Source organism: Cohnella luojiensis (genome assembly GCF_004564235.1).
Classification (GTDB): domain Bacteria; phylum Bacillota; class Bacilli; order Paenibacillales; family Paenibacillaceae; genus Cohnella; species Cohnella luojiensis.
The window spans coordinates 25,711-43,477 of record NZ_SOMN01000042.1 but is presented as its reverse complement, the minus strand read 5'-3'; the positions used below and the strand labels follow the sequence as shown (position 1 = coordinate 43,477).

Sequence of the window (17,767 nt, the reverse complement as noted above, 5' to 3'; positions counted from 1 at the left end):
TGAAAATGAACTCGATTATCGTGCTTGCTGTTGCCGTATTGCTCATGATCGGACTCGATCTCTTCATCAATCGCACCAAATGGGGCGTAGCTATGCGCGCCGTTGCGCAGGACCGCGAAACGGCTTCACTGATGTCCATCAATGTGAGCAAAGTCATTGCGTTGACGTTCTTTATCGGATCCGCATTGGGCGGCGGTACGGGCGTATTATTCGCCCAACAGTACGGTACGATTGATCCTTATATCGGTTTTATTTTAGGCTTGAAAGCTTTTACCGCGGCCGTGCTTGGAGGAATCGGCAACGTTCGCGGAGCGATGTTCGGAGGACTTTTTATCGGCGTGTTGGAAATGTTCTCCGCTGCGAATCTCGGGATCATTACGGGAGGCAATTTCGGCGGGGAGTATAAAGACGTGGTCGCATTCGTTATCTTAATTACGATCCTGATTTTCAAACCGGAAGGGTTGTTCGGCAGAGCCGTCAAAGAGAAAGTGTAGGTGATCTTCATGGATAAATGGAAAACGATGCTCAAGAATCTGCCAACCCAGGCATCGATCTATACGCTTTTTGTCGTTGTTACTGCATTGAGCGTCTACTTTTTGGATAAGTCCGTTGTTGCGTTTTTGCTCCTGCTTGGTTCGTTGCTCCTCCTATACTTTACTTCGTTTAAGAACTCCGTGAAATGGGTAGTTGGCGGCATTCTATTACTAATCGTTATCCCGTTTGCCACTTCGGGAGGACTTGCCCACGAATCCTACATGGAAGTCGCTACGCAGTGCGGCATCTATATCGCGATGGCGCTCGGACTGAACATCGTGGTCGGGTTCGCTGGTCTGCTTGATTTGGGGTTTGTCGCTTTCTTCGCGATCGGGGCATACACGTATGCCATTTTTGCCACTCCCCAAGCGAACAACTTTATTTCAGGCCAATTATTCCCGCTCTCCGGGTCGTCGTTCTGGGTGTTTATCCTGATTGGCGGATTTATTGCCGCCTTGTTCGGCGTGCTGCTCGGTCTGCCGGTGCTTCGGGTCAAAGGAGATTACTTGGCGATTGTTACGCTCGGGTTCGGCGAAATCATTCGAATCATCTTTAACAACATGGAAAAACCGATTAATATTACGAACGGGGCAATGGGACTTTCATCGATTCAACCCCCGAATCTGTTCGGTTTAAAATTTACGTTTCCGCATCAATTTTATTTTATCGTCGTCGTGATTCTGGTACTCGTCATTTTTACCGTAAGAAGATTGGAGCATTCCAAGATGGGGCGTTCGTGGAAAGCGATTAGGGAAAACGAAATCGCGGCCCAATCGATGGGTATTCCTTTAATCCGCACCAAATTGACTGCCTTCGCCGTAGGCGCATCTTTTTCCGGGATGATGGGCGTCGTATTTGCAGCTAAACAAACGTTTATCGATCCAACCAGCTTTACGCTTCTCGAGTCGATAACGATTCTGGTCATGGTCATTTTGGGCGGAATGGGAAGCGTTCCCGGGGTCATTCTTGGTGCCGCTCTGGTTACGATACTCAACCTGCAGGTGTTGACGGAGCTGACGAATTGGCTGAACCAATTGACGATGAATGGCACGATTAGTATTCCCAATGCGTTATCGCCGTCGAAAATGCAGAGGTTCATTTTTGGCGCGATTTTGGTGTCCATCGCGATTTTCAGGCCGAACGGATTAATCGTCGCCAAAAATCGCAAAGTGGATGCCGAGCTTCTTAAAGCGGAACGTACTCTAGCTGCCATTCCCGTTCAGCAATCGACCGGGCAAAGCGGGGGTGTTGCCAAATGACGATTCTCAGAGTGACGAATTTGGTCAAACGTTTTGGCGGTTTGGTTTGTGTAGACGGTATCGACTTGTCGTTTCCGGAAGGTAAAATATCCGCGGTTATCGGTCCGAACGGTGCCGGCAAAACAACCTTTTTCAATCTGATTACCGGTATCTATTCGCCGGATGAAGGTAGAATCGAACTAGACGGCAAATCGATCTTGAATTTGAAACCTCACCAGATCACGGAAAGGGGCATCGCGCGTACGTTTCAGAATATCCGGCTGTTCGGCAGCATGACCGTTCTGGAGAACGTCATGGTCGGATTGCATATTCATTTGAAAGCGGGATTGTTCGGAACGCTGCTCCGTCTGCCTAGCAACCGGGCGGAAGAAAATAGATCGCAAGAAGAGGCATACCGGTTGCTCGAATATGTCGGGTTGGAGTCCTTGCTTAACGAGCAGGCGAACAGCCTTCCATACGGTGCTCAAAGACGTCTGGAAATTGCCAGAGCGCTAGCAACCAAGCCGAAAGTGCTGCTGCTGGATGAGCCCGCGGCGGGAATGAATCCGCGCGAAACGGTGGAGTTGATCGGCCTGATCAAGCGAATTCGGCAAGAGCTTGGCATCACGATTATATTGATCGAACATGATATGAGATTGGTTATGGAATTGTCCGATCATATTCTGGTGCTCGATTACGGCACGAAGATCGCGGAGGGCGTTCCGGAAGAAATACGGAGCAACCCTAGGGTAATAGAAGCTTATTTAGGCAAAAGTGCAGCGCAATAAGGAGTGATAACATGAGCTTGCTTCAGCTTCAAAAGGTACATGCTTATTATGGCGCGATTGAAGCATTGAAAGGAATCTCGCTGACGGTGAACGAAGGGGAGATCGTAACGCTCATCGGATCGAACGGAGCCGGCAAGTCCACAACGCTCAAGTCGATTTGCGGTCAGGTGAAAACCCAAGGAGCGATCGTATTCAACGGAAAGGAAATTAGTTCCCAACCTCCTCATCAGACGGCTTCGGAAGGTATAGCGCATGTGCCGGAAGGCAGACGTATTTTCTCGCGGCTAACCGTTAAGGAAAATCTGGAGATGGGAGCGTTCTCGGTCAAAGATAAGAAGCTAATTAAAGAGAGAACGGAACGGGCATTCGCCTATTTCCCTCGCTTGAAAGAACGTTTTGGCCAATTGGGAGGAACGATGAGCGGCGGAGAGCAGCAGATGCTCGCCATCGCCCGAGCGCTGATGATGCAGCCTAGAATATTGCTTCTGGACGAACCGTCGATGGGATTGGCCCCAATCATCGTCGAACAAATTTTCGATATCATTCAGGAGTTGAACCGCGAAGGGATGACCATTTTGCTAGTGGAGCAAAATGCCTTTCAGGCGCTTCAGATCGCCCACCGAGGTTATGTGATTCAAACCGGCGAAATCATCATGGAGGGCGAGGCCAAATCATTACTCTCCGACGATCAGGTCAAGGAGGCCTATTTGGCATAATGCGTCCGATTCTGTATGGCATCTTGGCTTCATTCTTCTTTTCATCTACCTTTGTATTGAATCAGGCGATGAAATTGTCCGACGGAAATTGGATGTACACCGCTTCGTTGCGGTTCCTGTTTATGATTCCGTTCTTGCTCGCTATTGTCGCGTTCAGGGGGAATCTGAAACCGTTACTGTCGCATATGAAAAAGCGATTTTTGACCTGGTTCGGATGGAGCTTCGTTGGATTCGGCGTAATGTACGCTCCCGTATGTTTTGCGGCAGAATACGAACCGGGATGGCTGATAGCGGGAACATGGCAAATTACGATCGTTGCAGGTTCTTTGCTCGCCCCCTTGTTTTACAAAGTTGCATCAACGCCAAACGGTCCTGTTCGAATAAGGGATAGCATTCACTGGAAAGGCTTGGGTATGTCCCTCATTATCCTGTTCGGCGTGGGGGTCATGCAACTGAGTCAAGCCGGGCATCTCTCCGCAACAGATTTGCTGTTCGGCGTGGTGCCCGTTACTATTGCCGCATTTGCTTATCCGCTCGGCAATCGGAAGATGATGGAGGTATGCGAGGGAAAGCTGGACGCCTATCAGCGGGTACTAGGAATGACGTTGGCGAGCCTTCCGCTGTGGATCTGCATGTCGATCTATGCATTTGTTCAGGATGGACTGCCGAGCGCAGGTCAAACCGGACAGTCAGTGCTTGTCGCCGTCAGTTCCGGTGTGATTGCGACCGTTCTCTTCTTCAAGGCAACGGATATGGCCAAGGGATCCACGCAGAAATTAGGCGCCGTAGAAGCGACGCAATCGGGAGAAGTCGTCTTCGCTGCGGCCGGTGAATTGCTGCTTCTTCCCGTCCCCATTCCACCGGCGCTGTCCTGGATCGGGATGTCCTTGATCATTGGCGGAATGACCCTTCATAGCTTATTTTCGAGACGTATTCCTAACTCCCGTAAAATCAGGATCGAAAGTATAGCCAAATAAATCACGATTGCTTAATCCATAATTTTGAAAAGTCGATCCATCCAAAAGAATCGAGAGATACTCCGGAATGGCAGGTCTGATTCTTTCCCGTTCGGCCGTCATCCGGTTAACGGGCGCAAGAGTTATGGCAGCGACAAGCGTTAACACCGCTTGAAGTAACGTTATGATTCACACAAAAATAATTCGGGAGGGCTTATAACGATGCAAATCAAGCTGCTTGGACGCAGCGGGCTTGCCGTGTCGGAGCTTTGTCTGGGTACGATGAGTTTTGGAAACACAACCAATGAGAGCGATTCGATTCGGATGATCCATCAGTTTATGGAGCAGGGCGGCAATTTTCTGGATACGGCGAATGTTTATGTATCCGGCCGTTCGGAGGAGATTGTAGGAAAAGCGATCAAGGGCATTCGCTCAGAGGTTGTCCTGGCCACGAAGGTTCGGATGAATACGGCCGACCATCCCAATGGGGCAGGCGTGTCGCGCAAGCATATTATGCAAAGCGTCGAAGAGAGCCTGAGGCGTCTGCAAACGGACTATATCGATTTGTATCAAGTCCATGTGTGGGATCATCTGACTCCTATTGAAGAGACGCTTCGCGCTCTGGATGATCTGGTTACTTCGGGTAAAGTCCGTTATATCGGATGTTCCAATTTTTTTGCCTGGCAGCTGATGAAATCCCTTGCCTGCAGCGATGCCAACCGCTATGTCCGGTTTATTTCCATTCAACCGCAATATAGTCTAGTAAGCCGCGAAATGGATCGGGAAATGATGTCGTTGTGCTTGGAAGAGAATGTAGGGGTCATCCCTTGGGCTCCGCTTGGAGGCGGGTTTCTTACAGGTCGATATAGCAGGGAAGAGCCGACATCGGGGCGATTATCATCAAAGGTCGGCGAGAGCTCGTGGAGCTTGCGCGGAACGGAACGCAATTTTGCCATACTGGATGCCGTTCAAGCAGCCGCGCGGGAACTGGACAAGACACCGGCACAAATCGCTCTAGCCTGGCTGCTGCAAAGAAAAGGAATCACTTCACCGATTTTTGGAGCCAGCAATCTTGAACAGTTTGCCGATAATATGGGTGCTATAGGGTGGACGATGCCAAGCGAAATATGGAATCGGCTTGATGAAATCAGCGCGCTGCCTTCCGAATATCCGAATCGTTTCATCGCCAAATTTGCTCGGTCTTATTAATAAAAGTAGGGCTAGGATTGAGGAGGAGCTTGCTTATACGGCTGCTCCTCTTTTTTATGATCTCGATGGCCATTATAGAAGAATAGTACCGATTAATCCGCTCAATACACCAACAACGACCACTGAAAGTGCAACAAACAAAATGACTCTTCTAGGAAATGATCGGGATACCATAATCAGAGAAGGCAAACTGACGGCAGGCAACGTTAACAGCAATGCCGCAACGGGTCCAGTGCCTACTCCTAAAGCCAAGAACGATGCAATAATCGGGATTTCAGCAGCTGTTGGAATAACAAAAAGCATACCGAACAAGGCAAATATCAATATAGCCAAGACGCCGTTCAAAGAAACAGGAAACATCCATCCCTGAAATGCACCTAGCACTAGCACGGTGATGATATAGGCTGGTATCACCTGCAGAAGTAATGTTCCCAGGCTCTTCATCCACCGGAAGAAGAAGGAACCCTTATCGCTCGTTGCTTGAATTGTTGTTTCCGTGACAGGGTTCACCGGGATTTGTTTACGATCTGTTATCCTATTAGCCAAGTAACTTACCCCAAAGGTAAGAAGAACGCCAAACAATACTCTAATCAGCGTAAATTTCCATGATAACACGAAGGTCATAAAGATGAGAGTGGCCGGATTAAGAACCGGATTGCCAATCCAGAAAGCCAGGCTTGCCCCTACCGATACGTTTCTTTTCCGAAGGCTGGCTGCAATTGGAGCCGCGCAACAGGAACACATCATACCCGGGATTGAAGCAACGCCTCCATATAATGTGCTTCTAAACGTCGCTTTTCCTAGCACTCGTTGGAGCCATTGAGAAGGTAAGAGTACCTGCACTAAGGAACCAAGTAAGATTCCTAGCACGGCAGCTTTCCAAATGGATTTGAAATAAACTCCGGCATATTCCCAAGCCGCAGCCAAAGAGGGATTATCAATCGATCCCGAAAGTAAGGAAGATCCGATAGAATGCTTCTCGATTGCGAGAATCGCTTTATGGTAATAAGGCCACCATTTTACATAGGATAAACCGGCTATAGTAATCATCACGAAAGCAATGATCAATATCGCGGTTCTTAAGTGATTGGAGTTGTTCATTCTAATGCTGTTTGCTTGAGACATAGATGTTCTCCTTCTTAATGAAATCAATCATAAGGATTATACAAGAAAAGCCGATTAAGTTGTTTTTTATTTAAGAATTTAAGATCTTTTAATTTTGCAATGAACAATATATGGTATCGTTGAAATAATTGCTTAACAGAGGGGGATAGTTGAAAATGATAAACGATTGGATAGAAGCATTACTTGATCGTACATCCCTAACGGGATATTACGTGCTCATCGCTACTTTCCCCCTTGCGATAGTACAGGGCATTCTTGGTATTTTTCCTTTTTCCATCCTCATCGTGCTTAACATTTCCGCGATGGGATTGGTGGACGGACTCCTCACGAGCTGGATTTCCAGCATTGTTGCCGCAAACATCGTATTTTATTGTTGTCGATCCTTTTTCTCCGATTGGTTTAACCGAAAGATTAATAGAAAAGAAGATGGGCGTTACGAGAAATGGCAGAAATATTTTGAAACATACGGAATATGGACGCTTATCTTGTTGCGTACGTTGCCGATTATCCCGAATAACGTCATTTCTCTAATGGCTTCAGTGTCCAGTATTAGAATGCTTCCTTATTTTTTCTCATCGGTCATAGGCAACTTGTCGCAAATTTGGTTATACGGGATCATCAGCTCATCCATTTTAATGCCTAATCAGGATAGTAAATTATTAATCGGTTCGTACATTGCATTCTGCATCTTGTTAATCTTAATATTCGTTACTAGTCAGTACCTGCAAAGAAGAAAAGGGGATGACAAAGAAAACCATGTAGCTCTATAGGTTCTAATCCTTTACTCTTGCTCGAGAATGGATGCTTCGCGGTCGCGAATCATCCTTCTAAGTCCATTGGCGATGTCCCGGGTGATTTCGCCGAACTCGTATTGCCTTTGAACCTCGTCCCGCTCCGCTTGGATAGCAATCCAGTGCAAGTCCCGTTTGATCTCTTCATTTCCTTCATTAAAACCTTCCGCCATCGGATAAGGCTTCGACAATCTTTCTTTAATCTGTTGGTAGTGGTTAAGAATATCCATGGCTTCGTTCTTAGTAGATCCCGTACACAGCTTCTCATAGTCTTCGATTACCGCGGAACATGTACGATACTTGATCTTTCTAAGCGCTTCCCGGTCGGTTGGAGACAACTTGTACGAAAGATTCTCGTTCCTCTTGAACATCATTTCCTTGAGCGATCTTGTTGCGGACTTCAGAATGACGAACCAGAGATGCGACGACTTCGACAGGGCGAGCTCAAGCTGCTCCAATCCTCTTAAGAAGATATCGGCGTGTTTCTTGCTGATTATGCCGTGGGCGAGCAAGTTGCGCGTCTCTTCGCACTCAATGGCTAGAGCTCCGAAGCGCAATCTTGCTTCTTCCTTAGGAAGGAGCCGATAACCCTGACTTGACGATCCGGGACGGAACTCTCGAATCCATCGGCTATAATCCGTAAGCACGGCGGCCGATTCCGCTTCATTCGTTTCGTTCTTCGCCTGTTGAACCGCATGTATGGCTGCTTTCATCATCTTGAACTGCCCCTTGCGCTCCATCTGCTCGCGCTCGGCTTCATGGTTTCCTCCTTCTTTCTTGGCTAATAACGGGAGCACGATACTCGCGGATAGCAACGAAAGCAGAATGATCACCGCGGCAAGGAAAATGACCAAGCTTCGCGCCGGAAAAGGATCCCCGCTTTCGATGAACAGCGGTATGGAGAAAGCGCCAGCCAGCGTAATAGCTCCCCTAACGCCGGATATCGAAGTCATGGCAAGAATCTTAAAGGAAAACTTCTCCGCGTTTTTAGAGCCTCCGAATACTTTGCCTCCTCTTGAGAAAGCCAAGGTCCAAAGAAACCTCAGCACGATCAGCATGACGAAAATGATCAACGCGTAACCCAATACCTCGTAATTATTAAAATCGGGACTCGAGAATATCGTACTGAATACATCGGGGATTTGCAGGCCAAGAATGACGAATACGAGCCCGTTCAACAAAAAGAGAATAACCGACCAAGTATTGTCCGACAACTCGTTCGTCCGTGGTCTTACTTTATTGGACCGATCCCGTTCAACCGCATGCATGACGCCTCCGGCAACCCCGGCCAATATCCCCGACAAGCCTAATTCCTCGGCGGTCAAATATAAGGCGAACGGGGTTAAAAGATGGATGAGCATATGCATCGTCTCGTCTTCCAAACCGGATCGGCGCAACAAGTAGCGTATTCCGGTTATTAGCGAAGCCAAGATCGTCCCGACCGTTAAGCCTCCGATCGCGATGACGATAAAGCTTACGCTAGCCTTAGGCAACGAAAAAACGCCGGTTACGGCGGCAGCGGTCGCGAACTTAAAGGCGACAAGGCCCGACGCGTCATTCATCAAGGCTTCTCCTTCGAGCAGATGCATCAGGCTCTTGGGCAGATGAATTCGTCCCGCCAGCGCGTTAACGGCAACCGCATCAGTCGGCGAGAGAATGGCGGCTAGTCCGAATGCGACGGGTAAAGGAATGGATGGGATCATCCAATGGATGGCATACCCAATGAAGAAAACCGTGGCAAATACAAGTCCGACGGCCAGAAGGAGAATTGGAGCGCGGAGACGCTAGAGCTCGCTGCGGGGCGTATGTTTGCCATCGTTATAAAGAAGCGGTGCGATAAATAACAGAAAGAAAAGCTCCGGCTCCAGCGGCAAATGAACGCCGGACGGAAGAAAGGTTATGGCACTGCCCAGCGCGATCTGAATCAGGGGAACGGGCAGGGATGGAAGCTGGCGATTAATGACATTGGATACGCCGATCAGGGCAAGGAGAACCAGAATCATTATGAATAATTCCATCTATAGGTATCTCCTTTCAAGAAGAGGCGTGCCGGATTGGATATTCGGCACGCCCTTATTAGCCTTTCGTATGAAAAAAAGTATTGCCCAGAGAGAAATAAACCATTCTAAATCATTTCAAGTGTATCCCTCGCGTTACAAATTGTGATAATTTGTTTATAAACAAAAAAATCGCCAATTCAAACAGGGCGAGAAATGGAGTGTTTTTGTTGGAAATTAGAATTGATGATTTAACGGGCTCCCAAGTGATTGAATTAATAGGGGAACATCTTCAAGGCATGGCCATGCATTCCCCTCCGGAAAGTGTTCATGCACTAAATCTTGAGGGTTTGAAAAAACCGGAAATCACATTCTGGAGCGCATGGGAACAAGATGAGTTACTAGGATGCGGAGCGCTTAAGGAACTCGATGATCAACATGGAGAGATAAAATCAATGCGAACTTCTTCATTACACTTAAGAAAAGGTGTCGCAAAGCGGCTTCTTGAACACATCATTGAAGAAGCCAAGCGACGCGGCTATCGGCGGCTAAGTTTGGAGACGGGCTCAATGGCTGCTTTCGAACCAGCTAAAAGACTATATGCAAGTTTTGGGTTTCAAAATTGTAAGCCGTTTTCGGATTACATAGAGGACCCGAATAGTGTATTTATGACAAAGGAAATATGAGTTCATTTTTTGTGTGCCGAATGAAGTCTGCGTAAATCTCAGGCTTTTTTTGTTACTATCTTGGAATCGCATACGTTTTCCGTAGGATTGCCTCTTATATCTAAGGCTGCTCTGTTTCTATAATGAGGGTGTATTTACATTGAAAGGAGGCTCACCTGCAATTCCAAGATCGGAAAGGAGGGTGAGAACGAACAGGAGGTACGGAAAGTCCTAGAAAGCGAGACGCTTTAACCTGTAACCGCTATCATTTTTGCACATTCGGAGGTTCACACCCGCACCAATACATTTATGAGGAGGAATATAATGCGCAACAAGTGTGTTTCATGGTCTCTAATTGTAACCATGCTGGTCTCAAGTTTGTTCCTGGCACTCGGGCCTTTCGCTCCCGCTTCTGCGGCCGGAGGACCGAACCTGACGCTTGGCAAAAGCGTAACGGCGAGCGGCCAATCTCAAACCTACGCCCCGGACAACGTGAAAGACAGCAATCAAGCCACATATTGGGAAAGCACGAACAACGCGTTCCCGCAATGGATTCAAGTCGATCTGGGCGCGGATACGAGCATTGACCAGATCGTGCTGAAGCTGCCCGCTAGTTGGGGCGCGCGTACGCAAACGCTCGCCGTTCAAGGCAGCTCGAACGGCTCGACCTTCACAGATATTGTCGGTTCCACGGGTTATGTATTCGATCCGGCGGTAGCGAGCAACTCGGTCACGATCAATTTTACCGCAACCAGTACGCGTTACGTTCGTTTGAACGTAACGGGCAACACGGGCTGGCCGGCAGCGCAGGTGTCCGAATTTGAAATTTACGGAGCTAGCAGTCCCACGCCGACTCCGACTCCAACGCCTACACCGACGCCACCGCCTTCGGGCACTTACGAAGCTGAGTCCGCTGCGCTTTCCGGCGGAGCTAAAGTAAACACGGACCACACAGGCTACTCTGGCACGGGCTTTGTCGACGGCTACTGGACGCAAGGCGCGACTACAACCTTCACGGTCAACGTGCCGGCAGCAGGCAGCCATAACGTGACGCTGAATTACGGCAACGCGACCGGCAGCACCAAAACGATAAGCATTTACGTTAACGGCACGAAAATAGGACAGTCCTCCCTGCCTAACCTGGCGAACTGGGATACATGGAGCACCAAGGTAGAAGCGTTAAACCTCAATGCCGGCAACAACACGATTGCTTATAAATACGACGCGGGCGATTCCGGCAACGTCAACCTTGACCAAATCACGGTAGACATAACTGCTCCAACACCGACGCCAACACCGACACCGACACCAACACCAACACCAACACCGACACCAACACCAACACCGACACCAACACCAACACCAACACCAACACCAACACCAACACCAACACCAACACCAACACCAACACCAACACCAACACCAACACCAACACCAACACCAACACCAACACCAACACCAACACCAACACCTCCACCGGGAGGCAATATCGCGATCGGCAAATCGATTAACGCTTCCTCCAGCACGCAATCGTTCGTGGCTGCAAACGCGAACGATAACGACACCAACACGTATTGGGAAGGCGGGGGCAATCCAAGTACGCTGACTCTCGATCTCGGAGCGAACCACAACATTACGTCTATCGTTCTGAAGCTGAACCCGGCATCAATCTGGGCCACGCGGACGCAAACCATTCAAGTTCTCGGCCACGATCAGAACACGACGACCTTCGGCAATCTCGTTTCGTCGCAGACGTACACGTTTAATCCGGACTCCGGAAACTCGGTGACGATTCCGGTTACGGCTACGGTTAAACGCCTGGAGTTGAATATCACTTCGAACTCAGGCGCACCGGCCGGACAGATCGCAGAGTTCCAAGTGTTCGGCACTCCTGCGCCGAACCCTGACCTGACGATAACGGGCATGTCTTGGACGCCGGCTTCTCCGGTCGAAACCAGCACGATAACGCTGGACGCAACCATTAAGAACAATGGCAACGCCGTCTCCTCGGAGTCGACCGTTAACTTCTACTTGAACAATGAACTGGCGGGCTCCGCTCCTGTAGGCGCGCTGGCGGCAGGTGCTTCCGTAACGGTTTCACTGGATGCCGGAACGAAAACCGCATCGACATACTCGCTCAGCGCCAAGGTTGATGAGAGCAACGCGATCATCGAACTGAACGATGCGAACAACAGCTTTACGAACCCAACGTCGCTCGTCGTCGCTCCCGTTTCAAGTTCCGACTTGGTAGGAACGACTTCATGGACGCCTAGTACTCCGGTTGCCAATAATACGGTAAGCGTTTCCGTGATTCTTATTAACCAAGGAACCATTGCTTCCGCAAGCAGTTCTCATGGAATCACTGTCGTTCTTAAGGATTCCGCCGGTGCAACAATCCAAACCTTCAGTGGTTCGTACAGCGGTACCTTGGCTGCGGGAGCATCCGTCAACGTCGCCATTCCGGGGACATGGACAGCTGTAAACGGCAACTACACTTTAACCACTACCGTAGCGGTAGATGCGAACGAAGTAACGACCAAGCAAGCAAACAACACGGCTATGACTAACCTGGTCGTGTATTCTCCCCGTGGCGCGAGCATGCCGTATACTCGGTATGATACCGATGATGCTACCCGCGGCGGTGGTGCTACTCTGCAGACCGCACCGACATTCGACCAAGCACTGACAGCTTCGGAAGCTTCCGATCAGCGCTATGTGGCACTTCCCTCGAACGGCTCCAATCTGCAATGGACTATTAGACAGGGTGAGGGCGGCGCAGGCGTAACGATGAGATTTACGATGCCCGACTCGGCTGATGGTATGGGACAAAACGGGTCGCTCGACGTTTACGTGAATGGCGCCAAGGTCAAGACAGTACCGTTGACTTCTTATTACAACTGGCAGTATTTCTCAAGCGATCAACCCGCAGATACCCCTAGCGGAGGACGCCCGCTTTTCCGTTTCGATGAAGTGCACTGGAAACTGGATACACCTCTTCAGCCCGGCGACACGATCCGCATCCAGAAATCCAATGCCGATAGCTTAGAGTATGGCGTTGACTTCCTCGAAATCGAGCCAGTTCCTACGGCTATCGCACGCCCGGTTAACTCGGTTTCGGTAACGGATCACGGTGCTGTTGCGAACGACGGCCAAGATGACCTTGCAGCCTTTGATGCTGCTGTATCAGCAGCGGTTGCAGGCGGTAAAACCTTATATATACCGTCTGGAACATTCCACCTAAGCAGCATGTGGAAGGTCGGTTCCGTCAGCAGCATGATCAATGATATCACGATCGTGGGTGCGGGGATCTGGCATACGAACATCCAGTTTACTAATCCCGATATATCGGGCGGAGGAATTTCGTTCCGCGTCCAAGGCAAGCTTGATTTCAGCCATATCTATCTCAATTCGAATTTACGGTCGCGTTATCACGAAGGTGCTATTTACAAAGGCTTTATGGACAATTTCGGAGTGAATTCTAAAGTTCATAATATCTGGGTAGAGCACTTTGAGTGCGGTTTCTGGGTTGGCGACTACGCGCATACTCCTGCAATCTATGCCGATGGGCTGGTTATTGAAAACAGCCGTATCCGGAATAACCTTGCCGACGGTGTCAACTTCGCCCAGGGAACGAGCAATTCGACCGTACGTAATAGCAGCGTGCGTAATAACGGTGACGATGGTCTTGCAGTGTGGACTAGTAATGTCAATGGCGCGCCAGCGGGCGTAAATAATACCTTCTCCTTTAACACCATCGAGAATAACTGGCGTGCGGGAGGTATCGCATTCTTTGGCGGAGGCGGACACAAGGCAACCAACAATGTAATCAAAGACACCGTCGGCGGTTCCGGCATCCGAATGAACACCGTGTTCCCGGGATACCATTTTCAGAACAACACCGGCATTCTGTTCTCGGATACGACCATTATCAATAGCGGTACAAGTAAAGATCTGTACAATGGCGAGCGCGGCGCAATCGATCTGGAAGCTTCCAACGACACCATCAAGAACGTCACGTTCACCAACATCAATATCATCAACACGCAGCGCGATGCGATCCAGTTCGGATACGGCGGAGGTTTCGAAAACATCGTGTTTAACAACATCACCATTAACGGTACGGGTCTTGACGGGGTAACAACCTCGCGGTTCTCGGGACCTCATCAGGGTGCGGCGATCTTCACCTATACCGGGAATGGTTCCGCAACGTTCAACAACTTGACGACCAGCAATATCGCTTACCCGAGTTTGTATTACATCCAGAGCGGTTTTAATCTAACAATCAATAATTAAGTATACGGGGGAAATAGAATGGAGGGGTTCTTAGGAACTCCTTCTTTTTTTTTGGAGACGGCGTTGCTATCACTCGTGATATACTTTTTAGAAGTGCGATGTAAGAGGGGGGATTATTTCATGACTCTTCAACAATTAAAGTATGTCATCGAAGTTGCTAATCGGGGTTCTATTAACGAGGCTGCCAAGCGGTTATTTATTTCTCAACCAACTCTTTCAAATGCGATCAAGGATCTAGAGGAAGAAATGCAGTTTGCGATTTTTGAAAGATCCAATAAAGGGATCTCGCTTTCTAAAGAGGGCGTCGAATTCTTAAGCTATGCGCGACAGGTCGTCGAGCAGGCAGAATTGTTGGAAAGCCGGTATCTGAATGCTAAGCCTTCCCCGCAGCATTTTTCGGTTTCTACTCAGCATTATGCTTTCGCGGTGAATGCATTCGTGAGTCTAGTTCGGGAGTATGGCCAGGATGAATATGAGTTAACTTTGCGAGAGACCAAAACCTATGAAATTATCGAAGATGTCAAAAGTTTGCGCAGCGAGATCGGGGTCTTATATGTTAACGAGTTCAATGGGAAAGTCATCAACAAGTTGCTTAAAACCGCGAATTTGCAATTCACCAGCTTATTTACGGCTAAGCCGCATATTTTCATAAGCAGCAAGAACCCATTGGCCGTTCAATCGATCGTGACCATTGACCAGCTCCAGAATTATCCTTATCTGTTTTTTGATCAAGGCGATTATAATTCCTTTCATTTCTCGGAAGAGATTCTCAGTACGATGTCGCATAAGAAAAGCATCCGAGTAAATGACAGGGCAACGCTTTTCAATTTATTGATCGGATTGAATGGATATACCATATCAACAGGGGTGCTAAGCGCCGATTTGAATGGCAATGAAATTATCCCCGTTCCTTTGGATTGCGGAGAAACGATCAATGTCGGTTGGATTTCCCATAGAAACGCGTCATTATCCAAGCTAGGAACGGCTTATATAGAAGCGCTTATGCAAGCGATAGCCCAATAAACACTCAGATATAGCCATTGGCTATATCTGGATATAGTTTATTCCAGTTACGCTATATCTGCGATTACGTGATATCTTTCTTGTAACAATTCATATAGGAGTGTTACAAGATGGCGAAAAGCAGTGTATTGGGCTACCCGCGTATCGGCGCGGATCGCGAATGGAAGAAGGCGCTCGAAGCGTTCTGGGCCGGCAAGCTCGAGGAATCGGAGTTTCACGGTCAGTTGCAGGAGATCCGTTTGAATCATTTGCGTAAGCAGCGGGAGAAGGGCATAGACTGTATCCCGGTAAATGATTTCAGTTATTACGATCATGTTCTTGATACCGCCGCGATGTTCGGAATCATTCCGAAACGCTTCTCCTATAAGGGCGGCGTGGTTCCCTTGTCCGTGTATTATGGGATTGCCCGGGGTACGAAGGATGCAACAGCTAGCGAAATGACCAAGTGGTTTAATACCAACTATCACTATATCGTTCCTGAACTGGATGGATCGCTACCTGCCATCACCGAAAATAGACCCCTTATTGCCTATCGAGAAGCAAAGGAAAAGCTCGGGATCGAGGGAAAGCCAGTTATCGTAGGGCCGCTAACCTTCCTGAAATTGTCCAAAGGATATAAGGCATCGGAGACGGATACATGGCTGGAACGCTTGCTGCCGCTCTATGTACGGATTCTTCAGGAACTTGCGAGCGAAGGAGTTCAATGGGTACAAATAGACGAACCGATTCTTGTAACGGCAATAAGCGCGGACGATCTCCGGCGACTAAAGACAATTTACGAGACGTTTGCAGCATCGGTGCCCAACCTTAACATCATGCTGCAAACTTATTTTGAATCGGTAGAGAACTACAGCGACATCGTCGCGCTGCCCGTTCAAGGAATAGGGCTTGATTTCGTGCATGGGTTGTCCGGCAATTTAACGTCGATTAAAGAATTAGGTTTTCCTGCGGACAAGGTTTTGGGTGCCGGAGTCATCGATGGCCGCGGAATCTGGAAGGCATCGCTGCGAGAGAAACTAGATCTGCTGGAAGAGGTAGCTGAATTCGTAACGTCCGATCGGTTAATCGTGCAGACGTCATGCAGCTTGCTCCATGTTCCGGTCACGGTGAACAATGAGGCGAGTCTCTTAACCGAACTCAAGGGTGCTCTCGCATTCGCCGATGAGAAGCTGGAAGAGGTTATCCTACTGACGAAAGCAGTTTCTTCCGGTGAGGCCATCATCGTAGACGAGCTGGAAAAATGCGAGAGTGCCCTTCAGGCGCTCAAGCGATCTGGCGAGCGGAATCGTAACGACGTTCAGCAAGCCGTCGCATCCATTAGCGCGCAAAACCCGGAACGCCATCTTCCATTTTCCGAGCGTCATCTTATTCAACAAAATAAATGGCAATTGCCGCTATTTCCTACGACGACCATCGGCAGCTTCCCTCAATCGGCTGAGGTGCGTAAGGCTCGACAACTTTGGCGTAAGGGTGAATGGACCAATGAGCAATATGCCGGCTTCATCCGAGAGCAAATCGATCTCTGGGTGAAGCTGCAGGAAGAGATCGGATTGGATGTCCTCGTCCATGGCGAATTCGAACGAACGGACATGGTCGAATTTTTCGGGGAGAAGCTTGCCGGGTTCGCGTTCACGCAGAACGGATGGGTACAATCGTACGGATCCCGCTGCGTTAAACCTCCGATAATATTCGGGGATGTCGCTTTCAATGAAGCGATGACCGTTGAGGAAACGAAGTATGCCCAGTCGAAGACCGAACTTCCCGTTAAAGGAATGCTAACCGGACCGATTACGATCATGAACTGGTCTTTCGTCCGCGAGGACATCACCCGAGAACAAATCGCCTACCAACTGGCTTATGCGCTTAGACAAGAAGTAGAGGCGCTCGAACAAGCAGGCATCGGGATGATTCAAGTGGATGAGCCTGCGGTTCGCGAAGGGCTTCCGCTTAAGGAACAAGAACAAGCGAACTACCTGGCATGGGCGGTCAAAGCGTTCCGCATGACTACTTGCACGGTACAGGACACGACGCAAATTCATACGCATATGTGTTATTGCGAGTTCCACGACATGATCGATTCGATTGAAGCGATGGATGCGGACGTGATTTCGATCGAAACATCTCGCAGTCATGGCGAACTGATTCAAAGCTTCGAGTTGAACACTTACAAGCTGGGCATCGGATTAGGCGTTTACGATATTCACAGTCCACGTATTCCGAGAGTGGAGGAAATGTCTAATATGATCGAACGTGTCTTGCGCGTGCTGGATCCGAAGCTTTTCTGGATCAATCCGGACTGCGGACTCAAAACCCGCGGATTCGAAGAAACGATCGATTCCCTGCGCAACATGGTTAAAGCGACGCAGATCGCTCGCGCGAAGCATCAGTAAAAACGTGTTGTAAGGGTAGTTGAGCGGAGATAAATGGTGTTA

At 49.0% G+C, this 17,767-nt stretch carries 14 protein-coding genes; 11 read left to right on the top strand and 3 right to left on the bottom strand.

Annotation, left to right across the window (positions count from 1 at the left end; all coding sequences use genetic code 11):
• The 6 genes from E2980_RS21205 to E2980_RS21180 all read left to right on the top strand — a co-directional run.
• Positions 1–494: branched-chain amino acid ABC transporter permease (locus tag E2980_RS21205; protein WP_135154228.1), on the top strand; the 494-nt coding region annotated here is incomplete at its 5' end.
• A 9-nt stretch (positions 495–503) separates the two neighbouring features.
• Positions 504–1,793 (top strand): branched-chain amino acid ABC transporter permease, encoded by a 1,290-nt coding sequence (locus E2980_RS21200; protein ID WP_135154227.1) that lies wholly within the window; start codon positions 504–506, stop codon positions 1,791–1,793.
• Positions 1,790–2,560, top strand: coding sequence for an ABC transporter ATP-binding protein (locus tag E2980_RS21195; protein ID WP_135154226.1), 771 nt, complete (start codon positions 1,790–1,792; stop codon positions 2,558–2,560). Before E2980_RS21200 ends, E2980_RS21195 begins: the two co-directional genes overlap by 4 nt.
• 11 nt (positions 2,561–2,571) lie before the next feature.
• Positions 2,572–3,276 (top strand): ABC transporter ATP-binding protein, encoded by a 705-nt coding sequence (locus E2980_RS21190; RefSeq protein ID WP_135154225.1) that lies wholly within the window; start codon positions 2,572–2,574, stop codon positions 3,274–3,276.
• A complete protein-coding gene (locus E2980_RS21185) occupies positions 3,276–4,253 on the top strand; it encodes a DMT family transporter (RefSeq protein WP_135154224.1) in 978 nt (325 codons plus the stop codon). Before E2980_RS21190 ends, E2980_RS21185 begins: the two co-directional genes overlap by 1 nt.
• Positions 4,254–4,454: 201 nt before the next feature.
• Positions 4,455–5,441 (top strand): aldo/keto reductase, encoded by a 987-nt coding sequence (locus E2980_RS21180; protein ID WP_135154223.1) that lies wholly within the window; start codon positions 4,455–4,457, stop codon positions 5,439–5,441.
• Positions 5,442–5,513: 72 nt separating this feature from the next.
• On the opposite strand, the gene E2980_RS21175 is transcribed toward E2980_RS21180, so the two are convergent.
• Positions 5,514–6,566: a permease gene (locus E2980_RS21175; RefSeq protein WP_135154222.1), complete on the bottom strand. Its 1,053-nt coding sequence runs from the start codon at positions 6,564–6,566 to the stop codon at positions 5,514–5,516.
• Positions 6,567–6,721: 155 nt separating this feature from the next.
• Between E2980_RS21175 and E2980_RS21170 the strand changes: the two genes are divergently transcribed.
• The gene (locus tag E2980_RS21170) at positions 6,722–7,336 is read left to right on the top strand and encodes a TVP38/TMEM64 family protein (protein WP_135154221.1); all 615 of its coding nucleotides are present in this window, start codon (positions 6,722–6,724) and stop codon (positions 7,334–7,336) included.
• Between the two features lie 11 nt (positions 7,337–7,347).
• On the opposite strand, the gene E2980_RS21165 is transcribed toward E2980_RS21170, so the two are convergent.
• Together E2980_RS21165 and E2980_RS25030 are read right to left on the bottom strand one after the other, a co-directional pair.
• Entirely contained in the window at positions 7,348–9,126 is a 1,779-nt protein-coding gene (locus tag E2980_RS21165; protein ID WP_338080739.1) for a Na+/H+ antiporter, read from the bottom strand.
• Between the two features lie 15 nt (positions 9,127–9,141).
• On the bottom strand, positions 9,142–9,375 hold the full coding sequence (locus E2980_RS25030; protein ID WP_338080738.1) for a hypothetical protein: 234 nt from the start codon (positions 9,373–9,375) through the stop codon (positions 9,142–9,144).
• 209 nt (positions 9,376–9,584) lie between these two features.
• On the opposite strand from E2980_RS25030, the gene E2980_RS21160 reads away from it, so the two are divergent.
• The 4 genes from E2980_RS21160 (at position 9,585) to metE (ending at position 17,725) form a co-directional block, all read left to right on the top strand.
• Positions 9,585–10,040, top strand: coding sequence for a GNAT family N-acetyltransferase (locus tag E2980_RS21160; protein ID WP_135154220.1), 456 nt, complete (start codon positions 9,585–9,587; stop codon positions 10,038–10,040).
• 303 nt (positions 10,041–10,343) lie between these two features.
• Positions 10,344–14,312, top strand: a complete 3,969-nt coding sequence (locus E2980_RS21155; protein ID WP_135154219.1) for a discoidin domain-containing protein — start codon at positions 10,344–10,346, stop codon at positions 14,310–14,312.
• A 120-nt stretch (positions 14,313–14,432) separates the two neighbouring features.
• The gene (locus E2980_RS21150) at positions 14,433–15,335 is read left to right on the top strand and encodes a LysR family transcriptional regulator (protein ID WP_135154218.1); all 903 of its coding nucleotides are present in this window, start codon (positions 14,433–14,435) and stop codon (positions 15,333–15,335) included.
• A 110-nt stretch (positions 15,336–15,445) separates the two neighbouring features.
• Entirely contained in the window at positions 15,446–17,725 is a 2,280-nt protein-coding gene (gene metE / locus E2980_RS21145) for a 5-methyltetrahydropteroyltriglutamate--homocysteine S-methyltransferase (RefSeq protein ID WP_135154217.1), read from the top strand.
• Positions 17,726–17,767 lie beyond the last annotated feature (42 nt).

Excerpts from the sequence above, each read along its gene's own strand:
- E2980_RS21185 (WP_135154224.1), top strand. The coding sequence starts at position 3,276 with ATGCGTCCGATTCTGTATGGCATCTTGGCTTCATTCTTCTTTTCATCT.
- E2980_RS21170 (WP_135154221.1), top strand. The coding sequence starts at position 6,722 with ATGATAAACGATTGGATAGAAGCATTACTTGATCGTACATCCCTAACG.
- E2980_RS21200 (WP_135154227.1), top strand. The coding sequence starts at position 504 with ATGGATAAATGGAAAACGATGCTCAAGAATCTGCCAACCCAGGCATCG.
- metE (WP_135154217.1), top strand. The coding sequence starts at position 15,446 with ATGGCGAAAAGCAGTGTATTGGGCTACCCGCGTATCGGCGCGGATCGC.
- E2980_RS21175 (WP_135154222.1), bottom strand. The coding sequence starts at position 6,566 with ATGTCTCAAGCAAACAGCATTAGAATGAACAACTCCAATCACTTAAGA.
- E2980_RS21150 (WP_135154218.1), top strand. The coding sequence starts at position 14,433 with ATGACTCTTCAACAATTAAAGTATGTCATCGAAGTTGCTAATCGGGGT.
- E2980_RS21180 (WP_135154223.1), top strand. The coding sequence starts at position 4,455 with ATGCAAATCAAGCTGCTTGGACGCAGCGGGCTTGCCGTGTCGGAGCTT.
- E2980_RS25030 (WP_338080738.1), bottom strand. The coding sequence starts at position 9,375 with ATGGAATTATTCATAATGATTCTGGTTCTCCTTGCCCTGATCGGCGTA.
- E2980_RS21155 (WP_135154219.1), top strand. The coding sequence starts at position 10,344 with ATGCGCAACAAGTGTGTTTCATGGTCTCTAATTGTAACCATGCTGGTC.
- E2980_RS21190 (WP_135154225.1), top strand. The coding sequence starts at position 2,572 with ATGAGCTTGCTTCAGCTTCAAAAGGTACATGCTTATTATGGCGCGATT.
- E2980_RS21195 (WP_135154226.1), top strand. The coding sequence starts at position 1,790 with ATGACGATTCTCAGAGTGACGAATTTGGTCAAACGTTTTGGCGGTTTG.